This window comes from Pseudomonas sp. MTM4 (assembly GCF_019355055.1).
Classification (GTDB): Bacteria; Pseudomonadota; Gammaproteobacteria; order Pseudomonadales; family Pseudomonadaceae; genus Stutzerimonas.
In genome coordinates this window covers 4,673,788-4,694,626 of record NZ_CP048411.1, presented here as the reverse complement: position 1 = coordinate 4,694,626, position 20,839 = coordinate 4,673,788, and the positions used below count along the sequence as shown (strand labels likewise).

Below are 20,839 nucleotides of genomic sequence, written 5' to 3'. Positions count from 1 at the left end.
ATTTCTCTATTCCTCAATTAACCGTAGAAGCGCTGGCCGTTGGCAGCCATCTCACGCAGCTTCGCAGTCGGGTGGTACAGCGGGCCTAGGTCGGCGTACTTGTCCGCCAGCGCCACGAACTCGGCTACCCCGATCGAATCGATGTAGCGCAGTGCACCACCACGGAAGGGTGGGAAGCCGATGCCGTAGATCAAGCCCATGTCGGCTTCGGCAGCGGTCTCGACGATTTTGTCTTCCAGGCAGCGAACGGTTTCCAGGCACAGCGGGATCATCATGTAATTGATGATGTCCTCGTCGGAGAGCTCGCGGGTCTCGCTGACGATCGGCTTGAGCAGTTCGTACGACTGCGGGTCGACGACCTTCTTCGGCTTGCCCTTCTTGTCCACTTCATAGGCGTAGAAGCCCTTGCCATTCTTCTGGCCCAGGCGGTTTGCCTCGTACATGACGTCGACGGCGGTCTTGCTGTCGTCCTTCATGCGATCCGGGAAGCCTTCGGCCATGACGTCACGACCGTGGTGGCCGGTGTCCATGCCAACGACGTCCATCAGGTAGGCCGGGCCCATGGGCCAACCGAACTTTTCCATCACCTTGTCGGCGCGCGTGAAGTCGACGCCGTGGGCGATGGCGCGGGCGAAGCCGCCGAAGTACGGGAACAGCACACGGTTGACCAGGAAGCCCGGGCAATCGTTGACCACGACCGGGCTCTTGCCCATTTTCTTGGCGTAGGCAACCGTGGTGGCGATGGCGGTTTCGCTGGTCTTCTCGCCGCGAATAACTTCCACCAGCGGCATCATGTGCACCGGGTTGAAGAAGTGCATACCGCAGAAATTTTCCGGACGCTTGAGCGCCTGGGCCAGCAGGCTGATGGAAATGGTCGAGGTGTTGGAGGCGATGATCGCGTCCTCACGCACCAGGCCTTCGACTTCGGCCAGTACCGCCTGCTTGATCTTCGGATTCTCGACCACAGCTTCGACGACGATATCGACGTTGCCAAAATCACCATAAGAAGTGGTGGGGCGAATCGCATTCAGGGCTTCGGCCATCTTCGCTGGGGTCAGGCGACCCTTCTCGACGCGCTTGCCGAGCAGCTTGGACGCTTCGTCCAGGCCCATCTGGAGGCCTTCCTCGCGGATATCCTTCATCAGGATCGGCGTACCCTTGATGGCCGACTGATAGGCGATACCGCCACCCATGATGCCGGCACCGAGCACGGCAGCCAGTTTCACTTCACGGGCCTGCTTGTCGTAGTTCTTGGCCTTCTTCTTCAGCTCCTGGTCGCTGAGGAACAAGCCGACCAGGCTCTGCGCCACGGAGGTCTTGGCCAGTTTGACGAAGCCGGCGGCCTCGACTTCGATCGCCTTATCGCGACCGAAGTTGGCAGCTTTTTGAATGGTCTTGATCGCTTCGACCGGCGCCGGATAGTTCGGACCGGCTTGACCCGCGACGAAGCCCTTGGAGGTTTCGAAGGCCATCATCTGCTCGATGGCATTGAGCTTGAGCTTGTCCAGCTTCGGCTGACGCTTGGCCTTGTAGTCCAGCTCACCGGAAATGGCGCGCTTGATCAGATCCAGCGCCGCTTCCTGCAGTTTCTCCGGAGCGACCACGGCATCGACGGCATGCACTTTCAGCGCATCTTCGGCGCGGTTTTCCTTGCCCGAGGCGATCCACTCGACGGCGTTGTCAACGCCAATCAGACGCGGCAGGCGAACGGTGCCGCCGAAGCCCGGGTAGATGCCGAGTTTGACTTCCGGCAGACCGACCTTGGCGGTAGCGGACATGACGCGGTAGTCGGCCGCCAGGCACATTTCGAAACCGCCACCCAGGGCGATGCCGTTGATGGCGACGACGGTAGGCACGCCCAGGTCTTCGAAATCACTGAAGATCTTGTTCGCTTCGAGGTTGCCGGCGACCAGTTCCTCGTCTGGGAGCTTGAAGTTGTCGACGAATTCGGTGATGTCGGCGCCGACGATGAACACGTCCTTGCCGCTGGTGACGATGACGCCCTTGACCGAAGCGTCGCCCTTGATGGCATCGACAGCCTGGCGCAGTTCGTTGAGGGTGAGGCGGTTGAACTTGTTGACGGACTCACCCTTGAGGTCGAAATTCAATTCGACGATGCCGCTCTCAAGAGCCTTAACCGTGATGGCTTTACCTTCGTAAATCATCAACTGATCTCCAGGAATGGAAGCTGAACGTTACGTGCCGCACGTCATCGGCCTGAACGACCGTCACCGAATTCGATGAAACGACACCCACCGACACGATAAACCGGGCTGACGGCATTTGCATGGCAAACGCTCGATTCATACGCCCGTTTGATTTGGGTAGCACACCTTCATGGAAAAGCGATCTGTTGTCAATCAGCTGTCTATCCGCTCGAAGACGCTCACCCTTGCCAGTCGAACAGTTAAGCCTAGCCAAGGCCTCAAATGCCGCCGCTGCGGATATGTCGGCGCGATGAACCCAAACCGCGCGGCGTCGTCACACTGACGAGGCACCTAGTACACTCCTCGCCTGCTTCACCTCGTTCAGCTGCGCCGCTCGCGGCCGCGTTTCAGGAGTTATGCATGTCTGTACCCATCGCCCGCGTCGAGAGCGGCCAAGATCCCTACAAGTGGCTGGAGAACCGTGGCGCACCTGAGGTGCTCGATTATCTGAAGGCTGAAAACGCTTACCTGGAGCGCCAGCTGGCAGACCAGGCCGAGCTGCGCGAAGTGCTGTTCCAAGAAATCAAGAGCCGCATCCGCGAGACCGATCTCTCGCTGCCCGCCCCATGGGGTCCGTGGCTTTACTACCAGCGCACCACGGCCGGGGATGAATACCCGCGTCACTACCGTTGCCCGCGCCCAGCGGACGGTTCGCTCACGGTCGATGAAAACGCCGAGCAACTGCTGCTCGACCCCAACGAACTGGCCGGTGGGGGCTTTCTTTCGCTGGGCGCCTTCAGCGTTAGCCAGGATCAGCGCAAGCTGGCCTACAGCCTCGACACCCAGGGCGATGAAATCTACCGGCTGTTCGTCAAGGATTTGGAGAGCGGCGAAGCCACCGCCCTGCCCTTCGACAATTGTGACGGCAGCATGACCTGGGCGAACGACCATCAGACATTGTTCTTCGGCGAACTCGACGACACCCACCGCCCGCACAAGATCTATCGCCATCGCCTGGGAGAAGAAGGCCGCAGCGAGGTCTACCACGACCCGGATGGCCGCTATTTCGTGCATTGCTACCGCACCAGCTCTGAGCGCCAGCTGGTGATCCTGTCCAACAGCAAGACCACCAGCGAAGCCTGGGTACTGCCGGCCGATGAACCGGAAGGCCGCTGGACCTGCCTTGCCCCTCGCGAGGAGAACCACGAGTACTACCCCGACCACGGCCAGCTTGACGGCGAATGGCGCTGGTTCGTGCGCAGCAACCAGACCGGAATCAACTTCGCGCTGTATCAGGCGGCGGAAAGCGCGCCGCAACGGGAAAACTGGCAGGAGCTGGTCGCACAAGACGACGCGGTGATGCTCGAAGAGATCAGCCTGAATGCTAGCGCCCTTACTCTCAGCCTGCGCGAAGCCGGCCTGCCGATCATCGAGGTACGGCCGCAGAACGATGCACCCTATCGCCTGCAACTGCCGGACGCGGCTTACAGCCTGCACGTGCAGAACACCCTGGAATTCGACAGCCCGGTGATCCGTCTGCGCTACGAAGCGCTCAACCGTCCCGCGCAGATTCGTCAGCTGCAGCTTGCCAATGGCGAACAGAAGGTTCTGAAAGAAACCCCGGTGGAAGGCCCCTTCGACGCCGATGCCTACGAAAGCCGGCGCATCTGGGCAACCGCAGCGGATGGCACGCAAGTACCGATCAGCCTGGTGGGTCGCAGTGAGACGTTCGGCAAAGCCGCACCGCTTTATCTGTATGGCTACGGCGCTTACGGCCACAGCCTCGATCCCTGGTTCTCCCATGCGCGGCTGTCGCTGCTCGACCGTGGTTTCATCTTCGCCATCGCCCACGTGCGCGGCGGCGGCGATCTTGGCGAAGCCTGGTACCGCGCCGGCAAGCTGGAGCACAAAACGAACACCTTCGGCGACTTCATCGCCTGCGCGGAGAAACTGGTCGCCGATGGCTATACCACGCCGCAACGCCTGGCCATCAGCGGTGGCAGTGCCGGTGGTCTGCTGATCGGTGCGGTGCTCAATCAGCGTCCGGAACTCTTCGGTGTCGCCATCGCCGAAGTGCCCTTCGTCGACGTGCTCAATACCATGCTTAACGAAGAGCTGCCCCTGACCGTCACCGAGTACGACGAATGGGGCAACCCCAACGAGCCGGACGTGCACGCGCGAATGAAGGCCTACGCGCCCTACGAGAATGTCCAGGCGCAAGCCTATCCGGCAATCCTCGCGGTCGCCGGCTACAACGACAGTCGGGTCCAATACTGGGAGGCGGCGAAATGGGTAGCCAAACTTCGCGCCAGCAAGACCGACGACAACCTGCTGCTGTTGAAGACCGAACTCGGCGCCGGCCATGGCGGCATGAGCGGTCGTTATCAGGGGTTGAAGGATGTGGCCTTGGAATACGCGTTCGTACTCAAGGTTTTCAATATGGCGAAGCGCTAAGGCGTCAAAGCTTTCACACTGCATGACCCGAGACATCTGCAGTGAGTCTGGGCTGATGGTGCCGTTCTGTAGACCGCAGGTTTACCGACTTGTGGTCGGAACGCCTCCGGCGCGCCGGGGTCACCTATCACACCACTGTTCGGAGCGATCACCCATGACCAGGACATCCTCAAACCAGGCATCGCAAAATGTGCATGGCTGGGAGCGCGCGGCATCGATCGCAGGCGGGCTCTACTTCCTCGGCAAGGGCATCGGCCGCGGTGGTCTGGGCGGGCTATTGCAGCTGGCGGTGGGCGGTATGGCCCTGGCACGCGGCGTGACGGGACACTGCGAAGCCAAGCGCGTGCTTTGCGAAGTGAACGACCAAGCCAAAATGGCTGAAGGCAACTACCGGAGCATGCCGCTGGAGCGCAGCGAAGCGGGCCAGGCGCGAATGAAAGCCAACGCTCAGGCAGCCACCTCTACCGCGACGGTCACCGGCAACGATTCACTCGCCAACCCTCCAACCGGCGTCTGAGCAATAACCGGCGCGCTTCGGGCGGGCGCGCCAAGCCGAAGCCGATTGCAGCCGCCCGACTCAGACCAGCGCGTCACAGCTCGACAAGTTGCCGAGCGCAAGCGGTCCGTCAGTGGTCGTGGCCGCAGTCCGGCCCATGAACATGATCGTCTTCGGCCGACTCGACGGGCTCCATCTCAAGCTCGAGACTGACCAGATTAGTAGCCAGCGGGCGCAGCAGCAGATTGGCGTATTCAGTGTCACCGTCTTCCACGTCAACGCCGATCATCAGCTGGTTGTTGCCGACCTGTTGAATCCACACCTCCCGCCCTTGCCACATCACGGCAAAACGGGTGCAGGACGTTTCGAGCTGAGTACCGTCTACGTCTTCCAGGATCAGTTGCAGGCTATCGCTCATGGTCAAAACTCTCGATGGATTAAAGAAGGCAGGACGTTAGCCGCCCTGCCGGATTCAGGCCTTGATCAGGCCTGGGTCAATTTCGCCGCCGCCCGCTCGAAGCGAGCGAGACCTTCAGCGATATCGTCTTCCTCGATGATCAGGCTCGGTGCCAGACGGATGACATCAGGACCGGCTTGCAGAATCATCAACGCTTCCCTTTCGGCGGCATCGAAGATCTCTCTTGCGCGGCCTTTCCACGCCTCGTTCAACACGCAGCCGATCAGCATGCCCATACCGCGCACCTGATCGAACAGTCCGTAGCGCTGACCAATCTCCAATAGCCCGCGCTTGAAGCGCTCGTGCCGCTCCTTGACGCCGTTCAAAACCTCCGGGGTATTGACGATATCGACCACCGCTTCGGCCACCGCGCAGGCGAGCGGATTGCCGCCATAGGTGGTGCCGTGGGTGCCAACACTGAAATGTGCGGCGATTTCATTTGTGGTCAGCATCAACCCGATCGGGAAACCGCCACCGAGGCTCTTGGCGTTTGTCAAGATATCCGGCGTGACCCCGTAATTCATGTAGGCGAAAAGCTCGCCGGTACGGCCCATGCCGGTCTGAACCTCATCGAAGATCAGCAATGCGTTGTGCTCGTCACACAGCTTGCGGGCCCCTTCGAGATAAGCCTGATCGGCCGGCAGAACGCCGCTTTCACCCTGAATTGGCTCAAGTACCACGGCGCAGGTTTTATCGGAAATAGCGGCGGCCAACGCATCGAGATTGTTGTAAGGAACGTGGCTGATGCCCTGAATCTTTGGTCCGAAACCGTCGGAGTATTTTGGCTGACCACCGACCGTCACGGTGAAGAGCGTCCGACCATGGAAGCTGTTTACTGCGGAGATGATTTCGCATTTCTCCGGCCCGTGATTATCGAAGGCATAGCGGCGCGCCAGCTTGAATGCCGCCTCGTTCGCTTCGGCCCCGGAATTACAGAAAAACGCCCGATCGGCGAAGGTCGCGGCGACCAGCTTCTTGGCCAACCGCAGCGCCGGTTCGTTAGTGAAAATATTGGAGATGTGCCACAACTTGCCGGCCTGCTCAGTCAGCGTAGCCACCAGTGCCGGATGGGCATGACCAAGCACGTTCACGGCGATGCCGCCGGTAAAGTCGATCAGTTCTCGCCCGCGCTGATCCCATACTCGCGAACCTTGGCCACGCACGGGGATGAAGGCGGCGGGTGCGAAAGTGGGAACGATGACCTGGTCGAAATCTGCGCGTTCTACCGGGGTGTGCGGGGCGGACATCAGGGCTCTCCTGCGAGGCGATACGATAGGAATGAAAACGCCCCGCCATGGCGGGGCGCTGCACTCGCAGTTTAAACGCAGGTCCGCCAGGAATGGACGGTCCGGCGAAAATTATCTTCAGGAGACGACTGAATGTTGCTTGTCCAGCACGATGGCCTGATCCAAGGTTTCCAGCAGCGCCTTGCGTACCTTGAGTTTGGTGTTCTTGTGGGCCGTCATGTTGATTTTTTTCAGCTGTGCCGCGATCGCTTTGGCGATGTCCATTAGCTCACCAGCAGGAACGATCTTGTCGAGGAAGCCGGCTTCGAGCGCCGCTTGCGGGGAGAAGATTTCGCCGTTGATCACCGAACGCTGGAACGCCGGTTTGGTCAGCCGATCCCGCGCCAGCTCGATACCCGAATGGTGCATCGTCATGCCGATCTGCACTTCATTGAGACCAATGTTGAATGCGCCGTCGACACCGATGCGGTAGTCGGCGGAAAGCAGCAGGAACGCCCCCTTGGCAATGGCATGTCCGGGGCATGCCACGATAATCGGGAAGGGATGGGCAAGCATTCGTCGCGTGAAGGCCGAACCGGTGGCCACAAGGGCAATGGCGCTTTCAGGCCCGGAAGTCATCACCTTGAGGTCATAACCGCCGGACAGAATCCCCGGCTGGCCGGTGAGAATCACCACCGCGCGGTCTTGCTCTGCACGATCGAATGCGGCGTTGAGCGCGTCGAATACGGCCGGCGACAGCGCATTGACCTTGCCATTGTTCAGAGTCAGCGTGGCAATGCCGTCTTCGAGGTCGTAGGAAACCAGATCACTCATGACGAATATTCCTTGTTAGAAGTGCGCAGACGTTACCCAGCACAACCCGCAAGGTAAAGCGTCGTGACTGACTGACAAGTCATATTGGCCGCGTCATCAGTGCAGTACGAGCGTAGCAGCGTTCAATGTTCAGCAGAAAATTCGCGGTTCAAAGGCGGCTGGCTTAGCTCTCGGCTGTATCCGGCTCAAGTTCGAGCACGGCAAGCAACTCGGGGTGCAGGAGCGTCTGCAACTGCGGATCGGCGATGAACAGATCGTAGGAGCCGTCGGCAATACCGCCGCTGATCCGATAAGGTGTGCCATCGGCATCGACGGTCAACTGGGAAAGATCCAGATAACGAGGCTCGCAAGGCATCTTGTTTGCGTCCCGCATGACCACAACTTTGGGCCGCAGGTGCAACTGCTGATGCTTCTCCAGCACCAGCGCGATTTCACCAGTATGCAACTCGACCAACGTCCCTACCGGGAACACCCCGAGCCAACGAATGAATTCATTCACCAGACTCTCGTCGAATTGCTGGCCGGCACTGCTGCGCAGCACGTCGTAGGCAGTCTGGATCGGGCGCGCATCGTCATAGGTGCGATGGCTGGTGATCGCATCGAAGGCATCGACGATGGTAATCACTCGCGTGGTGAATGGAATCTGATACTGATCGAGCCCTTGCGGATAACCTTTGCCATCCAGCCGCTCATGATGCCCGTACGCGGCGTGGACGGCGGCAGCGGGGATATCATTCTGGCCACACAAGGCCTCGTAGCCGAACGATGGGTGCAACTTGATGTGCTCGAACTCTTCCTGGGTCAGCTTCCCCGGCTTGTTCAAAATGGCGGGATCGATCTTCATCTTCCCGACGTCGTGCAGCAGCCCGGCGACGCCCAACAGCTCTATTTTCTCGTCGGGCAACCCAAGGTGCGTCCCGAAGCCCATCGCCAGGATGGAGACGGAGAGGCAGTGCAGGCTGGTGTACACGTCCCTAGACTTCAGACGCGTCAGCCAAAGCATGGCGCTCTCGTTGCGCAGCATGCTCTCCAGGTTCCGCTTGACCAGCGCCTGGCAGGCCTTGGTATCGATCACTCGTCCCTGCTGGACATCCAAAAGCACCCGATCCAGCACCAGCGCGCTACTTCGATAGGCTTCGCGCGCTTCCTGCACTTCAAGCGAGAGCGGGATGCGCGACATCTTGCGCTTCACCCGTAGTGGCGTCGCCGAAGGCACCATCATCTGGCCCTGATCGAGCAGTACCCGACGGGTGTCATCGACGAAAACGTAGTCGCAGCGTTCGCGCACCGCCTGGATATGCTCCAGTTTGAGCAGCGGGAATCCTTGGAATAGAAAGTCGGTCTGGCGCCACGGCCGATCCAGCTCGCATATATACATGCCGAGCTCCAGATGACTGGCGTGCAGACGCCGCTTCGTAGCAACTTCCGCCACGTCAGGCCGCTTGCGCTTGCTTTTGAATAACTTCATCGAAGCCTGTCCTGGCTCTTTATATTCGCGACGCTCGACTCCGCTTGCGTAAAGCACCGAGATATTACTAGAGCTAAGAACCTCAAAATTTAATATAGGTTCACTTCAACCCTACGTTTCGCCCGCATTCTAACGGTGCGTTAACCACATGAAAGATCTAAAAAACTTTTTGCCATCCGCGTTCTCTTCGGCTACATTAGCGCGCCTCGACGGACATCAAGCCCCGTCGAGACCCGGTGAGGTGTCCGAGCGGTTGAAGGAGCACGCCTGGAAAGTGTGTATACGAGAAATCGTATCGTGGGTTCGAATCCCACCCTCACCGCCAGACTCGAAACATACAAAGCCCCGATTATCGGGGCTTTGTATGTTTCTACCGTTCGCAATACCATCAGAAGTGCCGAGGACATTTCGCCTCGCGCAGCCATACGATCCATGCCCGCCTGGAAATGCACCGCAACGAGGCCATCACCGATCGGTCAATTACCACTGGCTCCGCCGGCTGCGGAGCCCGCTGGGCTGCTACCGGGTCCTCTGATCCCGTTACCGCCTGATGTTCCGATTTCACCCGCGGCTGCGCCGTTTTCGGGGCTGACGTTTCCATTGGCACCACGATTGCGGATGGGCTGAACGGGCGTACCGGTGGTCGTCGACCTACCAGACTCCACCGTCGATCTTCCCGGACCAGTGGTTGTGATCGGACTATCGCTATTACCCGGCTGCGTGACCCCGGGGTTAGGAGCGCCACCACTCGGGGCCTGTCCGGGCTGAGTTGCGTGTGTGCCGACCGAATTGTTCGGACTGGCAGAGCCCGCTGCGCCCGACTCGGCCGCCGAGCCGCTGGATACTCCAGGCTCGCGAATGGCGTTGATCTCGTCCCCGATCCGTTGGCGATTTTGCTCCATCTCAGCGCCGATCTGGTCACGTTCCTGCTGCAGGGTCATGCTTTCTTCTTCGGCATTCGCCGCGCCTGAAACGATCAGGGCGAACAGCATTGCCGGCACGCCAAGCCTGTTCATGGTTAGTCTCCATTCATGGTGTTCATTTCATGGACAACAAAAACCACGCAGCTGCGCACGAGGGATGATCAGCCCAAAAGCTAACCCGCCAGGTCGCGCCTGAATGAAAACTCACGTCTACTGGTCTGTAAATTGCTTGAGATTAAGCCCACGCCTTCGAGAGTGATCATCAGGCCGTTGTCGGACAGCGGATCAGACCGATGCCGCTACCACAAACCTATTACAGCGCGCCGCAATTCATCGGCGCGTAATTTTTCGGCACGACGCGCGACGGGTGAGCCGGACAACCGGAGCCCGCGCGCCAGATCAATAAAAAGGCCGCTACCATGTTCAAACACAAGAAGTTCAGGCAGGCCACCATGATCCTGATCGCTACGGCGATCATCCTGATCCTGCCGAACCTGACCCGCCTGATCAGCTGATCGCCCAAGCGCGGCACGAGAGGAACCCATGCACCGACTGTTCCTGTTATTGATGATGGCGACCGGCACAGCGATTGGCGGCGAAATTGATCAGCCCGCCGCGCTGGCCGCGTTGCAACGCGCCGACAGTATCCTGATCGACGTTCGCACCGCGCAGGAGTACGCCGAAGGCGCTTTGCCTGGAGCAACGCGAATCGAGACCCAGGATCTCTCCGAGCGCATCGCCAGTGTCGCCCCCGACAAGGACGCCCCGATCGTTCTGTACTGCCGCAGTGGTCGTCGCTCGTCCGCCGCTCAGGATATCCTCCAGGACATGGGTTATCGCCAGGTCATCAATGCTGGCGCCTATCAGGACTTGCAAGCAGTCGTTCCACCGCGCTGAGCCGCGCGCTTTTGCTCATCGCCGTCAGCGTCATCTCCCTTCGCCTTTAGCGGGAACTAATGCGTAGCAGCGGCTACTGAAAAAGAAGCCGCTATTTTTGCGCCTGCCCGCAACTGCCCGGAGGACTCGGATTGATGAATTGGGACGTGCTGTTTAACGAAACCCTATGGATCAACACTGCCATAATCGCTGGCGTCACAATTGTCAGCTATCTAATCCTGCAGGCCATTCTGCGGATCATTACCAGCCGCCTGCGGGCAATGAGCCAACGCTCCAAAAGCGGCTTCGTCGCCATTGCGGCGGAAATGCTCAGCCGCACCAGCCATCTGTTACTGATTGCTCTCTCGTTACTGATCAGCCTCAAGATCGTCGAACTGCCGGATCGCTGGGAATCGGCGATGTCGCATGGCTGGTTCATCGCCCTCGCCTTCCAGCTCGCACTCTGGATGGACACCGCCGTCAGGCTGTGGATGGAAAGCCTAAGCCGCGACGGCAAGGCGCGAAACCCGGTCACTACCACCATCATCGGCATCATGATCCGCATTGTCATCTGGACCATGATGCTGCTCTCGATCCTGGCTAACCTCGGCGTCGACATTACGGCGATGGTCGCCAGCCTCGGCGTCGGCGGTATCGCCATCGCCCTGGCGGTCCAGACGCTGCTCAGCGACGTGTTCGCATCTCTGTCCATTGGCGTGGACAAACCCTTCGAGATTGGCGATTTCGTCGTGTTCGGCGATGTCGCCGGGACAATCGAGCACATCGGCCTTAGGACCACGCGCATCCGAGCATTGAGCGGCGAGCAGATCGTCACCGCCAACGCCGATCTGCTCACGCAGGTCCTGCACAACTACAAACGCATGAACACGCGGCGAATCGTGTTCAAGTTCGGCATTGCCTATCAGACGCCGTCGGACAAGGTTCGCGAGGTTTCAGCACTGGTTAAGCAGATCATCGAGAGCCTGGATAACGCCAAATTCGACCGGGCGCACTTCCTTGCCTTCGACAATAGCCAGCTCACGTTTGAGGTCGTCTATATCATGCAGGTGTCGGACTACAACGCGTACATGGACGCTCAGCAGGAGATCAACCTGCAATTACTCGACGGCATTCGAGAGATGGGCGTGCAGTTCGCCTTCCCGGTCCGCAAGGTCGAATTCACTGGCGGCAACCTGCCGGAAGTGAACGTAGCCGGTATTCCCAAGGAAAAACCCGCTGCCAACCAGGAAGCTCAGAGCGCTCAGCCAAACGGCTGACGACTGGCGGCGTCCGGCCAGAGTGGACGCCGCCGCAGCTCGCTTCAAGGCAGACGGATCTGTTTGTGGGTTTCAATCAACTGCTCCACGACGCCCGGGTCAGCCAGTGTCGAGATATCGCCCAAGGCGTCGTATTCGTCAGCGGCGATCTTGCGCAGAATGCGCCGCATGATCTTGCCCGAGCGCGTCTTCGGCAGCCCCGGCGCCCACTGAATCACGTCCGGCACGGCGATTGGCCCGATTTCCTTGCGCACCCACTGTTGCAATTCCTGACGCAGCTGATCGGAAGGCTCCTCCCCTGTCACCAGCGTCACATACACATATATTCCCTGCCCCTTGAGCGGATGCGGCACACCCACCGCAGCCGCTTCGGCCACTTTGCGATGCGCCACTAAGGCGCTTTCGATTTCGGCCGTCCCCATGCGGTGGCCGGAAACGTTCAGCACGTCATCCACTCGGCCAGTGATCCAGTAATAACCATCCTCGTCGCGGCGCGCTCCGTCTCCGGTGAAATACATGCCGCGGAAAGTCTTGAAGTAGGTATCGACGAAGCGGTCATGGTCACGATAGATGCTGCGCATCTGCCCTGGCCAGGAATCGAGGATGACCAGATTGCCATCGGTGGCGCCTTCCAGCAGATTGCCGAGGTTATCCACCAGCCCCGGTACTATGCCGAAAAAAGGTCGCGTCGCAGAACCTGGCTTCAGTGCGGTCGCACCCGGCAGCGGGCTGATGAGAATGCCGCCGGTCTCGGTCTGCCACCAAGTATCGACGATTGGGCAACGTGACCGCCCCACCGTCTCGTAATACCAGTGCCAGGCTTCCGGGTTGATCGGCTCACCCACGGTCCCGAGCAACCGCATACTCGAACCATCGGCACCCTCCATCGCCGCGCTGCCTTCGGCCATCATCGAGCGTATCGCCGTGGGCGCGGTATAGAGAATGTTGACCTTGTGCTTGTCGATGACCTGCGCGATCCGCGTCACGTCGGGATAGTTAGGCACACCTTCGAACATCAAGGTGGTCGCGCCATTGGCCAGCGGCCCGTAAATGATGTAGCTGTGTCCGGTGATCCAGCCCACGTCGGCGGTACACCAGTAGATCTCGCCGGGTCGATAGTCGAAGACCCTTTCGTGGGTCAGCGCGGCATAGAGCAGATAGCCGCCCGTGGTATGCATCACGCCTTTGGGTTTTCCGGTTGAACCGGAGGTATAAAGAATGAACAGCGGCTCCTCCGCACCCATCTCCTTGGGCGCGCAGACTTCACCCGCGACACGCATCAAATCCTCGTACCAGATGTCACGATGCTGATGCCATTTGATATTGCCGCCGGTACGCCGCACCACGATGATCTTTTGCACGCAGCGGGTTTTCGGGTTGGTCAGTGCCTCGTCGACGTTAGCCTTTAGCGGTATGGCCTTGCCGCCGCGCAGTCCTTCGTCGGCCGTTATCACGACCTTGGAATTGCCGTCGATGATTCGTCCGGCCAGCGCCTCCGGTGAAAAACCGCCGAACACGACCGAATGGATGGCGCCGATGCGTGCACAGGCCAGCATCGCCACGGCAACTTCTGGAATCATCGGCATATAGATGGTGACGACGTCCCCTCGGTGCACATCTTGCCCACGCAGGGCGTTGGCGAACTTGCTGACCTCCTGATGCAGCTCGCGGTAGGTGATCTTGCGCTGCTCCGAGGGAGCATCACCTTCCCAGATGATCGCGACCTCATCGCCACGCGTTTCCAGATGGCGATCCAGACAGTTGGCCGAGACGTTCAAGGTGCCATCGGCAAACCACTTGATGTCGACGTGATGATCATCGAAGGATGTCTGCTTGACGCGTGTGAACGGTTTGATCCAGTCAATCCGCTCCGCCTGCTCGCGCCAGAAGCCGTCAGGGTTGACCACCGACTGTTGATACATGGCTTTGTAAGTGGCTTCGTCGGTCAGCGACCGCGCCGCAACGTCAGGATTTACGGGATACAGGGACTCAGCACTCATGGGTAAATACCTCACTCGTCGGTCTTGTTATCGTTTCGAATAACCCTGTCTCACAGGCGAACCATACGCATCAAACCAAGCGCCTGGACGACTTCACGTTCGAGCTACGCGGGGTCAAAGCGTTCCGCTGGCCGCAAGCCGTGGCAAAACGCCCTTGCGTAAAAGCATAGACGGTTCGGCCAGGGCGTACTTCGCCGCTCTTCGCGGTCGTAGAAATGAGGGGCGAGCGCCCGCCAACACTGAGGTTCGATGGATGTCAGATCCAGCCAACATGCTCTTTCGTGTCGTTACACGCATCAACGAAAGCATCGCTTTGTATCCGGTCCTTATCCCTGCACTCTATGTCGTGGCAGCCGTTCTGGTATTCGCATTCGAATCGACCCACGCTGCTGCGACGCTACGCGACGAACTACCGCCAGGCCTGGTCGACGTCGACAACGGTCGCGAGATACTCGGCACGCTGATCACCGGCATCGTATCCCTCACGGTCTTTAGTTTCTCGATGGTGATGGTCGTGCTAAATGGCGCGGCGGCCCGTCTGTCACCGCGCGTGCTGCCTGGATTGGTCAGCGATCGGCGGAATCAGGTGATCCTCGGGGTTTACCTGGGCAGCATCGTCTATTACCTGCTGCTGATCAGCAGCATCAACACGAACGACCCAGAAAGCGTTCCGGTGCTTGGCCTGCTGCTGGCGGTGCTGTTCGGCATATCCTGCATGGCCTTGTTCATCGTGTTCATCCGCTCAGTTTCCCAATCGATTCAAGTCGACTGGATACTCGGCCAGCTCTACAACGGCGCATTAAAGAATCTCGACAAGCGCAAGCGGCGCATCGCCCAGGTTGCCGAAATTCCCAATACAGACGATTGGTGGTGCCTACCCGCAGCCCACTCGGGTTACCTGCGCGAGGTAAACGAAAGGCGCCTGGGCAAATTGCTACGCCAACGCGGTTTGATTGCCATGATTCAAGTGGAGCCGGGCTTCTTTCTAATCGATGGCCATCCGCTGATCAAGTTCAGCGGGCCGCTGAGTGCCGAAGATGCGAGTGAAGCGTCGGATTGCTTCGACTTTCATGACAACGAATTCGCCAGCGCAAACGTCTCCTACGGTATGCGGCAGATCTCCGAGATCGCAGTCAAGGCAATAAGCCCGGCCATCAACGACCCCGGTACAGCAATGCGGGCAACCAACCTGATCGGCGTACTGTTGAAGCAACTCGGCGGCGTGCGGCCTTACGATGTGGGCTGTTTCGATGATGGCCAGCCACGCCTCTTCTATCCGCAAGTGGGCATGCGACGCCTACTACAAACCGTCGTAGGCCCTATACGCGTCTACGGCGGTCATGATCCACAGGTGCTGTTCGCGCTGCTGCAGTGTCTGAAAAATGCCCTGCACGGCAACCCGAGCGAAACGCAGCGAGAGGCTCTTCACGAAGAGATATGCGCATTGCGCGAGGAAGCCGACGCGAAACTGGAAAACCAGCAGGACCGCCATATGGTGAACGAGGCGCTCGAGCTTCTGGTTGATTCCAAGATCGGCCCTCTAACCGTAGCGCTTCTTCCCATCAGCCGGGGCAAAGCAATTAAGGCGACAGCCTAACCTCCGATCACCAACAGATACGTCCGGATGCCGATGCGGTTCGCCCTTCAGATCGCAGCAGGAAGCGCCAACAAGCACGGTGCGAGGCGCCGCTTTCGCTCCGTCGTTGGCGCTCTGCTCGCCTGCTTTTTAATTTAATATGGCCACCTTTCGCCGTACCGGAGCCGTAATGACCGCCGCAGCCCTTTCCCCGACTCTTGAACTCGCGTGCGAGCTGATCAATCGTCCATCGGTGACCCCGCTGGACGAAGGCTGCCAGCAATTGATGAGCGAGCGGCTTGCCGCCTGCGGGTTCGCCATCGAGCCGATGCACATCGAGGACGTCGAAAACTTCTGGGCGATACGCGGCAACGAAGGGCCGGTCCTGTGTTTCGCCGGTCATACCGACGTGGTCCCCACCGGGCCGGTGCAGGCGTGGCGGAACCCACCGTTCACGGCGCGCATCGACGAGAGCGGCATGCTCCACGGCCGCGGCGCGGCGGACATGAAGGGCAGTCTGGCGTCGATGATCGTCGCGGTGGAGCGCTTCACCGCCGACCATCCCAACCATAAAGGTCAGATCGCGTTCCTGATCACCAGCGATGAAGAAGGCCCTGCGCACCACGGCACCAAGGCGGTCGTCGAGCGTCTGCGCGAACGCGGTCAACGCCTGGACTGGTGCATCGTCGGCGAACCGTCGAGCACCACGTTGGTGGGTGATGTAGTGAAGAATGGCCGCCGCGGCTCGCTCGGCGGCACCCTCACCGTACGGGGTCAGCAGGGTCACGTGGCTTATCCGCACCTGGCGAAGAATCCGATTCATCTGGCCGCGCCGGCGCTGGCCGAACTGGCTGCCGAGCATTGGGACGATGGCAACGCCTTCTTCCCGCCGACCAGTTTTCAGATTTCCAATCTCAATTCCGGTACCGGTGCGACCAACGTCATCCCCGGTACGCTGGAAGCGGTGTTCAACTTCCGCTTTTCCACCGAATCCACTGTCGAAGACTTGCAGCAACGCACCGCAGCAATCCTCGACAAGCACGGGCTGGACTGGAGCGTCGATTGGGCGTTGTCGGGCCAGCCCTTCCTCACCGAGCCGGGCGAGCTGCTCGACGGCGTGGCAGCGGCGATCCGCAGCGTGACCGGTCGCGAAACGACGCCTTCCACCAGCGGCGGCACGTCGGATGGCCGATTCATCGCGACCTTGGGAACCCAAGTGGTCGAGCTTGGCCCGGTCAACGCAACGATTCATCAAGTGGACGAACATATCCTGGCCAGCGATCTCGACCTGCTGACCGATATCTACTACCAGACGCTGGTCAATCTGCTCCCATGCTGATCTGCCCCATCTGCCGCGCCGGGCTGATCGCAGTCGACAATGGCGTCGCCTGCCCGGCCAATCACCGTTTCGATCGTGCCCGTCAGGGTTATCTCAATCTGCTGCCGGTGCAGCACAAGAATAGCCGCGACCCCGGCGACAACCAGGCCATGGTCGAAGCGCGCAGGCGCTTTCTCGATGGCGGCCACTATGCCCCGCTGGCTGCACGTTTGGCGCAGCTGGCGGCCGAACGTGCGCCTGGTCGCTGGCTAGATATAGGCTGTGGCGAAGGCTATTACACCGCGCAGATCGCCCAGGCGTTGCCGAATGCCGAAGGCTATGCACTGGATATTTCCCGCGAGGCGGTCAAGCGTTCCTGCAAGCGTGCACCGCAGCTCGAATGGCTGGTGGCGAGCATGGCGCGGGTTCCGCTGGCAGACGCCAGCTGCGACTTGCTCGCCAGCGTATTCAGCCCGCTGGACTGGTCCGAAGCCCGGCGCCTGCTCGCACCCGGCGGAGGCCTGCTGCGCATGGGCCCTACCCGCGAGCACCTTTGGGAACTGCGCGGTCTGCTGTATGACGAAGTACGTGACTATGATGACGAAAAGCACTTGTCACTGATCCCAGAAGGCATGCACCTCGCCCACAGCGAAACGCTGACCTTCGAACTGCAGCTGGACAGTGCCGATGACCGTGCCGATCTACTGGCGATGACCCCGCACGGCTGGCGCGCCAGCGCCGAACGCCGCGCCGCGGTGATCGAGGCGCCACTGCGTGTACGGGTTGCGATACGCTACGACTGGATTCAGCGCGACGCCTAGTGTTGCCATGCGCTAGGACCCGTCTTGCAGACGCCTCGTCGCAAGCGGGCCAGTACAGATACCGACCGACCACAGAATCAACTGAAACATCACCCAACAAGGCAGCCGCCCATGCGCCAACCGGACATCGAGATCTACCTCAGGGATGCCAGCCAGGACGCCGTCACCGACTGGCTGAACCTGGCCGTCGGGCCCTGTTCTGCGTGGCAACCCAAAGGCAAGACGTTCAAGTGCCGCGCTGGACAGGTCCCGATCACCTGGCTGCCGAAGGCGGTCGGCAAATGGCATAGCCTGTTGCTCGAAAGCGACGCAACACCCTGGGAAGACGATGTCGCCTGCGCGCGTGCCGCATATCAGGCGCTGGGGGTGGAAATTCGCTGCGCGCCCGGCGGCTGGCAGGAAGAAGAATCAGTAGAAGATGCTGATCGCTGGATCAGCATCAGCGAACGCGGCGAAGAGGAAATCGTCTGGCGTACGGATTGATGGGGCCTCTGAACGGGTCCTTGGTGGCTTGTTCCGTTGGAAGCGCACATCCGTAGGGGCCGATCATTCGGCCGACAACCAGACCATGGACGCCACCGAGGTGGGCTGAAGCGGAGCGCCGCCCGGCCCACCCTACAGAACTATAAAGACGTCATAGAAAACAAACCCCGCTGAATAGCGGGGTTTGTCATCAATGTGCCCATCGAGCGACGGGCCGCTTCATTGCCGCAGCAGGATCAGAGCCCTGCAACGTCCTCGGCCTGCAGGCCTTTTTGGCCTTGTGTAACCGAGAATTCCACCTGCTGACCTTCGGCCAGAGAGCGGTGGCCTTCGCCACGAATCGCCTGGTAGTGCACAAACACATCCGCACCACTACCACGCTGGATGAATCCATAACCCTTGGCATCGTTGAACCACTTAACGGTTCCGGTCTCGCGCTCAGCCATCCTAACTTTCTCCAACTCGATTCTTGTTATTCCCCACCGTGGGGATGGAACGATCCGGCCCGACTTGCAGCAAGCCGTCCGCCCGACAATCTACCGGAACAGACATGACAGGTGCGTTTCCGAGCCGCTCGCCGGCTGAGTATAAACAGGAAACTCCCGGCTTCGGCTCTTTGCAGCCGCTCAAAGCGTCCATCAGCCGGTCTTGCGCCTGCGCCACAACCAAGCCAGCAACACGCCCAGCGTCAGTAACAGCGGTATTAGCGCGATATTGACGAACTTCAGCGTACGGCCCAGCGCCTCGATGTCAGCGTTGAGCTGGTAGCGCACCTCGCGTAGCTCCTTGCGGATACCCAGCTTTTCCTGCATGAAGTTCTGCAATGCCGCCTCTTGTTCGGTGGTCAGTTCCAGCGCCTGTTCCGGGTCCGGGCTCTGCAGCTCGGCCAGCTTCGCTTCCGTCGCGGCCAGGCGCTGCTGCAAGACGTCTTCCGTCTCGCGGAAACGGTTTTCCGCCTGGCGTTGCAATTCCTCGACAACCACGAAAGGCCGGGCAAAGCGGCCGCGCGAGCGAATGCTGATCAGCGCATCGGTACCGGCGAGATTGTCCAGCGCGTTGACCACGAAGGTGCCGTTGTCGGCCCAGGGCTGCGGCAGCCGCTGGCCAAAGAAATCCTGTACCTGTACCCACATACGGTCGGCTAGCAGATCGGTATCCGCCACGGCGATGACATTGATGTGAGCCGCTTCCTTAAGGCCGTCCATGCGCCCTTCGATCCCGTCCGGGTAGGCCGATTGCGCAGGCCCCTGAATGCGCGCAGCCAGGGTGTAGCGCTCGCCGGTCGGCTGCAGCTCACGCAGTAGCATTTCCGGATTATCCAGGGTGGCGAAGCGCGCCGCCTCGAACGGCATGGCATAGCTTGAGCTCTGGATCAGCGGCGTGAAGCGGGTCGTTGCACTCTCCAGCGGCTCGAGGAAACCAGCCGTGGCCACCGTCAGGCTTTCCAGCGAGGCGGTGGTGACATCCTCGGTATCCATGGTGCCTTGAGGTAGGTTCAACCAGCCGGGATGGCGGACCGATCGACGCTCGGCGCCAACGCCGACGGACATCGCATAGGACGCATCCGCCACCACCTGATCGGCAGCCATGCGCACGCCCCAGGCTTCGAACAGCGGCTCCAGATCGGACGCCTTGTTCTCGCCGAACTCGCCCGGGCCGATGCCCATGCCAGGATCGGCTTCGCTGTATGGGTCGACGAACACCAGCAGTTTGCCGCCACGCATGACGAACTGGTCGATGGCGTAGAGCGTCTGTTCCGGTAGCTCCTTGGGGTGCACCAGCATCAGCACCGACACGCTGGCCGGGATCATGTCGACGTCGCGCTTGAGGCTCTCGATATGGAAAACCTGGCGGATGTTCTCCAGCACCATCCAGGGCTGCGTCGCCTGCTGGGTGCGCATATCGAAACCGCCATTGATCTGTAACCCGGACAGCACGCCCACAACGGGCATCTGCGGCGCCGCAAGCGTTTGCACCAGCCGGCTGATCTCGTATTCCAGAAACTCCTCCTGATCCAGCGGGAAGAACGGAATGCCCTGCGTCTGGCCTTCGGCGTTGGTCCCGGCAAGGCCGAAGTAGATCGTGTCGCCACTCTGGTTCAACGGCACCGCCTGCAGGCCCAGCTCGGCGGCGCGATCTTCCTCTTCCGAGAACGGCTGCGGGTCGATCACGTGCAGCTTGATCTTGCTTCCCGCCTCGCGCTCGTAGGCGCGCAGCATTTCCTCGACACGCCGGGCATAGTTACGCAGCGCTACCAGGTCTTTCACCGCATGGTCGGAATAGAAAAAATGAAGCTCGATGGGCTCCTTGAGTTCATCGAGGATGGTCTCGGTGCCTTCGGAAATGGTGTAGAGCTTCTGCTCGGTCAGGTCCAGTCGAGCACCGGTGAACAGCAGACCGGAGAACATGTTGAACGCCAAGAACGCCAGCGCGATCAGCAGCAGTCCGGCACCCGAATAAATCACTCGTTTCATGTGGGCTCC

The 20,839-nt window shown here is 60.2% G+C and carries 17 protein-coding genes and 1 tRNA gene; 9 read left to right on the top strand and 9 right to left on the bottom strand.

Annotated elements, in window-relative coordinates; all coding sequences use genetic code 11:
- Positions 1-17: 17 nt before the first annotated feature.
- Complete coding sequence (gene fadB, locus GYM54_RS21660; protein WP_181102508.1) at positions 18-2,165, bottom strand: fatty acid oxidation complex subunit alpha FadB; 2,148 nt, start codon at positions 2,163-2,165, stop codon at positions 18-20.
- Between the two features lie 402 nt (positions 2,166-2,567).
- Here fadB and GYM54_RS21655 point away from each other — a divergent pair, with 402 nt between their 5' ends.
- Complete coding sequence (locus GYM54_RS21655; RefSeq protein ID WP_181102511.1) at positions 2,568-4,601, top strand: S9 family peptidase; 2,034 nt, start codon at positions 2,568-2,570, stop codon at positions 4,599-4,601.
- 154 nt (positions 4,602-4,755) lie between these two features.
- The gene (locus GYM54_RS21650; RefSeq protein WP_181102513.1) at positions 4,756-5,118 is read left to right on the top strand and encodes a YgaP-like transmembrane domain; all 363 of its coding nucleotides are present in this window, start codon (positions 4,756-4,758) and stop codon (positions 5,116-5,118) included.
- Positions 5,119-5,227: 109 nt separating this feature from the next.
- On the opposite strand, the gene GYM54_RS21645 is transcribed toward GYM54_RS21650, so the two are convergent.
- The 4 genes from GYM54_RS21645 to GYM54_RS21630 all read right to left on the bottom strand — a co-directional run bounded on the left by GYM54_RS21645 (position 5,228) and on the right by GYM54_RS21630 (position 9,082).
- Positions 5,228-5,515 (bottom strand): topoisomerase II, encoded by a 288-nt coding sequence (locus GYM54_RS21645; protein ID WP_131648334.1) that lies wholly within the window; start codon positions 5,513-5,515, stop codon positions 5,228-5,230.
- A gap of 65 nt (positions 5,516-5,580) precedes the next feature.
- Positions 5,581-6,801 carry an aspartate aminotransferase family protein gene (locus tag GYM54_RS21640; protein ID WP_181102515.1) on the bottom strand — a complete coding sequence of 407 codons (1,221 nt, stop codon included), beginning with the start codon at positions 6,799-6,801 and terminating at the stop codon, positions 5,581-5,583.
- 117 nt (positions 6,802-6,918) lie between these two features.
- Entirely contained in the window at positions 6,919-7,614 is a 696-nt protein-coding gene (locus GYM54_RS21635) for a crotonase/enoyl-CoA hydratase family protein (RefSeq protein ID WP_181102517.1), read from the bottom strand.
- A gap of 163 nt (positions 7,615-7,777) precedes the next feature.
- Complete coding sequence (locus GYM54_RS21630) at positions 7,778-9,082, bottom strand: HD-GYP domain-containing protein (RefSeq protein WP_181102519.1); 1,305 nt, start codon at positions 9,080-9,082, stop codon at positions 7,778-7,780.
- A gap of 235 nt (positions 9,083-9,317) precedes the next feature.
- Here GYM54_RS21630 and GYM54_RS21625 point away from each other — a divergent pair.
- Positions 9,318-9,407 (top strand) — tRNA-Ser (locus tag GYM54_RS21625).
- A 151-nt stretch (positions 9,408-9,558) separates the two neighbouring features.
- Here GYM54_RS21625 and GYM54_RS21620 read toward each other — a convergent pair.
- Entirely contained in the window at positions 9,559-10,098 is a 540-nt protein-coding gene (locus GYM54_RS21620) for a hypothetical protein (RefSeq protein ID WP_181102521.1), read from the bottom strand.
- 450 nt (positions 10,099-10,548) lie between these two features.
- Here GYM54_RS21620 and GYM54_RS21615 point away from each other — a divergent pair, with 450 nt between their 5' ends.
- The gene (locus tag GYM54_RS21615) at positions 10,549-10,902 is read left to right on the top strand and encodes a rhodanese-like domain-containing protein (RefSeq protein WP_181102523.1); all 354 of its coding nucleotides are present in this window, start codon (positions 10,549-10,551) and stop codon (positions 10,900-10,902) included.
- Between the two features lie 134 nt (positions 10,903-11,036).
- Entirely contained in the window at positions 11,037-12,158 is a 1,122-nt protein-coding gene (locus GYM54_RS21610; RefSeq protein ID WP_181102525.1) for a mechanosensitive ion channel family protein, read from the top strand.
- 44 nt (positions 12,159-12,202) lie between these two features.
- Here GYM54_RS21610 and acs read toward each other — a convergent pair whose 3' ends face one another.
- Positions 12,203-14,158 carry an acetate--CoA ligase gene (gene acs / locus GYM54_RS21605; protein ID WP_197444543.1) on the bottom strand — a complete coding sequence of 652 codons (1,956 nt, stop codon included), beginning with the start codon at positions 14,156-14,158 and terminating at the stop codon, positions 12,203-12,205.
- Between the two features lie 253 nt (positions 14,159-14,411).
- Here acs and GYM54_RS21600 point away from each other — a divergent pair, with 253 nt between their 5' ends.
- From GYM54_RS21600 to GYM54_RS21585, 4 genes are all read left to right on the top strand, one after another.
- Complete coding sequence (locus GYM54_RS21600) at positions 14,412-15,755, top strand: DUF2254 domain-containing protein (RefSeq protein WP_197444542.1); 1,344 nt, start codon at positions 14,412-14,414, stop codon at positions 15,753-15,755.
- Between the two features lie 169 nt (positions 15,756-15,924).
- Positions 15,925-17,073 carry a succinyl-diaminopimelate desuccinylase gene (gene dapE, locus GYM54_RS21595; protein WP_197444541.1) on the top strand — a complete coding sequence of 383 codons (1,149 nt, stop codon included), beginning with the start codon at positions 15,925-15,927 and terminating at the stop codon, positions 17,071-17,073.
- Positions 17,067-17,873: a putative RNA methyltransferase gene (locus GYM54_RS21590; RefSeq protein WP_131648324.1), complete on the top strand. Its 807-nt coding sequence runs from the start codon at positions 17,067-17,069 to the stop codon at positions 17,871-17,873. The genes dapE and GYM54_RS21590 overlap by 7 nt, the downstream gene beginning before the upstream one ends.
- Positions 17,874-17,984: 111 nt before the next feature.
- Positions 17,985-18,356 (top strand): hypothetical protein, encoded by a 372-nt coding sequence (locus GYM54_RS21585; RefSeq protein ID WP_131648323.1) that lies wholly within the window; start codon positions 17,985-17,987, stop codon positions 18,354-18,356.
- 236 nt (positions 18,357-18,592) lie between these two features.
- Here the strand turns inward: GYM54_RS21585 and GYM54_RS21580 are convergent, their stop codons facing one another.
- Both GYM54_RS21580 and GYM54_RS21575 read right to left on the bottom strand, forming a co-directional pair.
- Positions 18,593-18,802: a cold-shock protein gene (locus tag GYM54_RS21580; protein WP_014852307.1), complete on the bottom strand. Its 210-nt coding sequence runs from the start codon at positions 18,800-18,802 to the stop codon at positions 18,593-18,595.
- A gap of 192 nt (positions 18,803-18,994) precedes the next feature.
- Positions 18,995-20,830, bottom strand: coding sequence for a Gldg family protein (locus GYM54_RS21575; RefSeq protein ID WP_197444540.1), 1,836 nt, complete (start codon positions 20,828-20,830; stop codon positions 18,995-18,997).
- Between the last annotated feature and the right edge of the window lie 9 nt (positions 20,831-20,839).

Coding starts and splice junctions, on each gene's coding strand:
- fadB (WP_181102508.1), bottom strand. CDS start 2,165: ATGATTTACGAAGGTAAAGCCATCACGGTTAAGGCTCTTGAGAGCGGC.
- GYM54_RS21655 (WP_181102511.1), top strand. CDS start 2,568: ATGTCTGTACCCATCGCCCGCGTCGAGAGCGGCCAAGATCCCTACAAG.
- GYM54_RS21650 (WP_181102513.1), top strand. CDS start 4,756: ATGACCAGGACATCCTCAAACCAGGCATCGCAAAATGTGCATGGCTGG.
- GYM54_RS21645 (WP_131648334.1), bottom strand. CDS start 5,515: ATGAGCGATAGCCTGCAACTGATCCTGGAAGACGTAGACGGTACTCAG.
- GYM54_RS21640 (WP_181102515.1), bottom strand. CDS start 6,801: ATGTCCGCCCCGCACACCCCGGTAGAACGCGCAGATTTCGACCAGGTC.
- GYM54_RS21635 (WP_181102517.1), bottom strand. CDS start 7,614: ATGAGTGATCTGGTTTCCTACGACCTCGAAGACGGCATTGCCACGCTG.
- GYM54_RS21630 (WP_181102519.1), bottom strand. CDS start 9,082: ATGAAGTTATTCAAAAGCAAGCGCAAGCGGCCTGACGTGGCGGAAGTT.
- GYM54_RS21620 (WP_181102521.1), bottom strand. CDS start 10,098: ATGAACAGGCTTGGCGTGCCGGCAATGCTGTTCGCCCTGATCGTTTCA.
- GYM54_RS21615 (WP_181102523.1), top strand. CDS start 10,549: ATGCACCGACTGTTCCTGTTATTGATGATGGCGACCGGCACAGCGATT.
- GYM54_RS21610 (WP_181102525.1), top strand. CDS start 11,037: ATGAATTGGGACGTGCTGTTTAACGAAACCCTATGGATCAACACTGCC.
- acs (WP_197444543.1), bottom strand. CDS start 14,158: ATGAGTGCTGAGTCCCTGTATCCCGTAAATCCTGACGTTGCGGCGCGG.
- GYM54_RS21600 (WP_197444542.1), top strand. CDS start 14,412: ATGTCAGATCCAGCCAACATGCTCTTTCGTGTCGTTACACGCATCAAC.
- dapE (WP_197444541.1), top strand. CDS start 15,925: ATGACCGCCGCAGCCCTTTCCCCGACTCTTGAACTCGCGTGCGAGCTG.
- GYM54_RS21590 (WP_131648324.1), top strand. CDS start 17,067: ATGCTGATCTGCCCCATCTGCCGCGCCGGGCTGATCGCAGTCGACAAT.
- GYM54_RS21585 (WP_131648323.1), top strand. CDS start 17,985: ATGCGCCAACCGGACATCGAGATCTACCTCAGGGATGCCAGCCAGGAC.
- GYM54_RS21580 (WP_014852307.1), bottom strand. CDS start 18,802: ATGGCTGAGCGCGAGACCGGAACCGTTAAGTGGTTCAACGATGCCAAG.
- GYM54_RS21575 (WP_197444540.1), bottom strand. CDS start 20,830: ATGAAACGAGTGATTTATTCGGGTGCCGGACTGCTGCTGATCGCGCTG.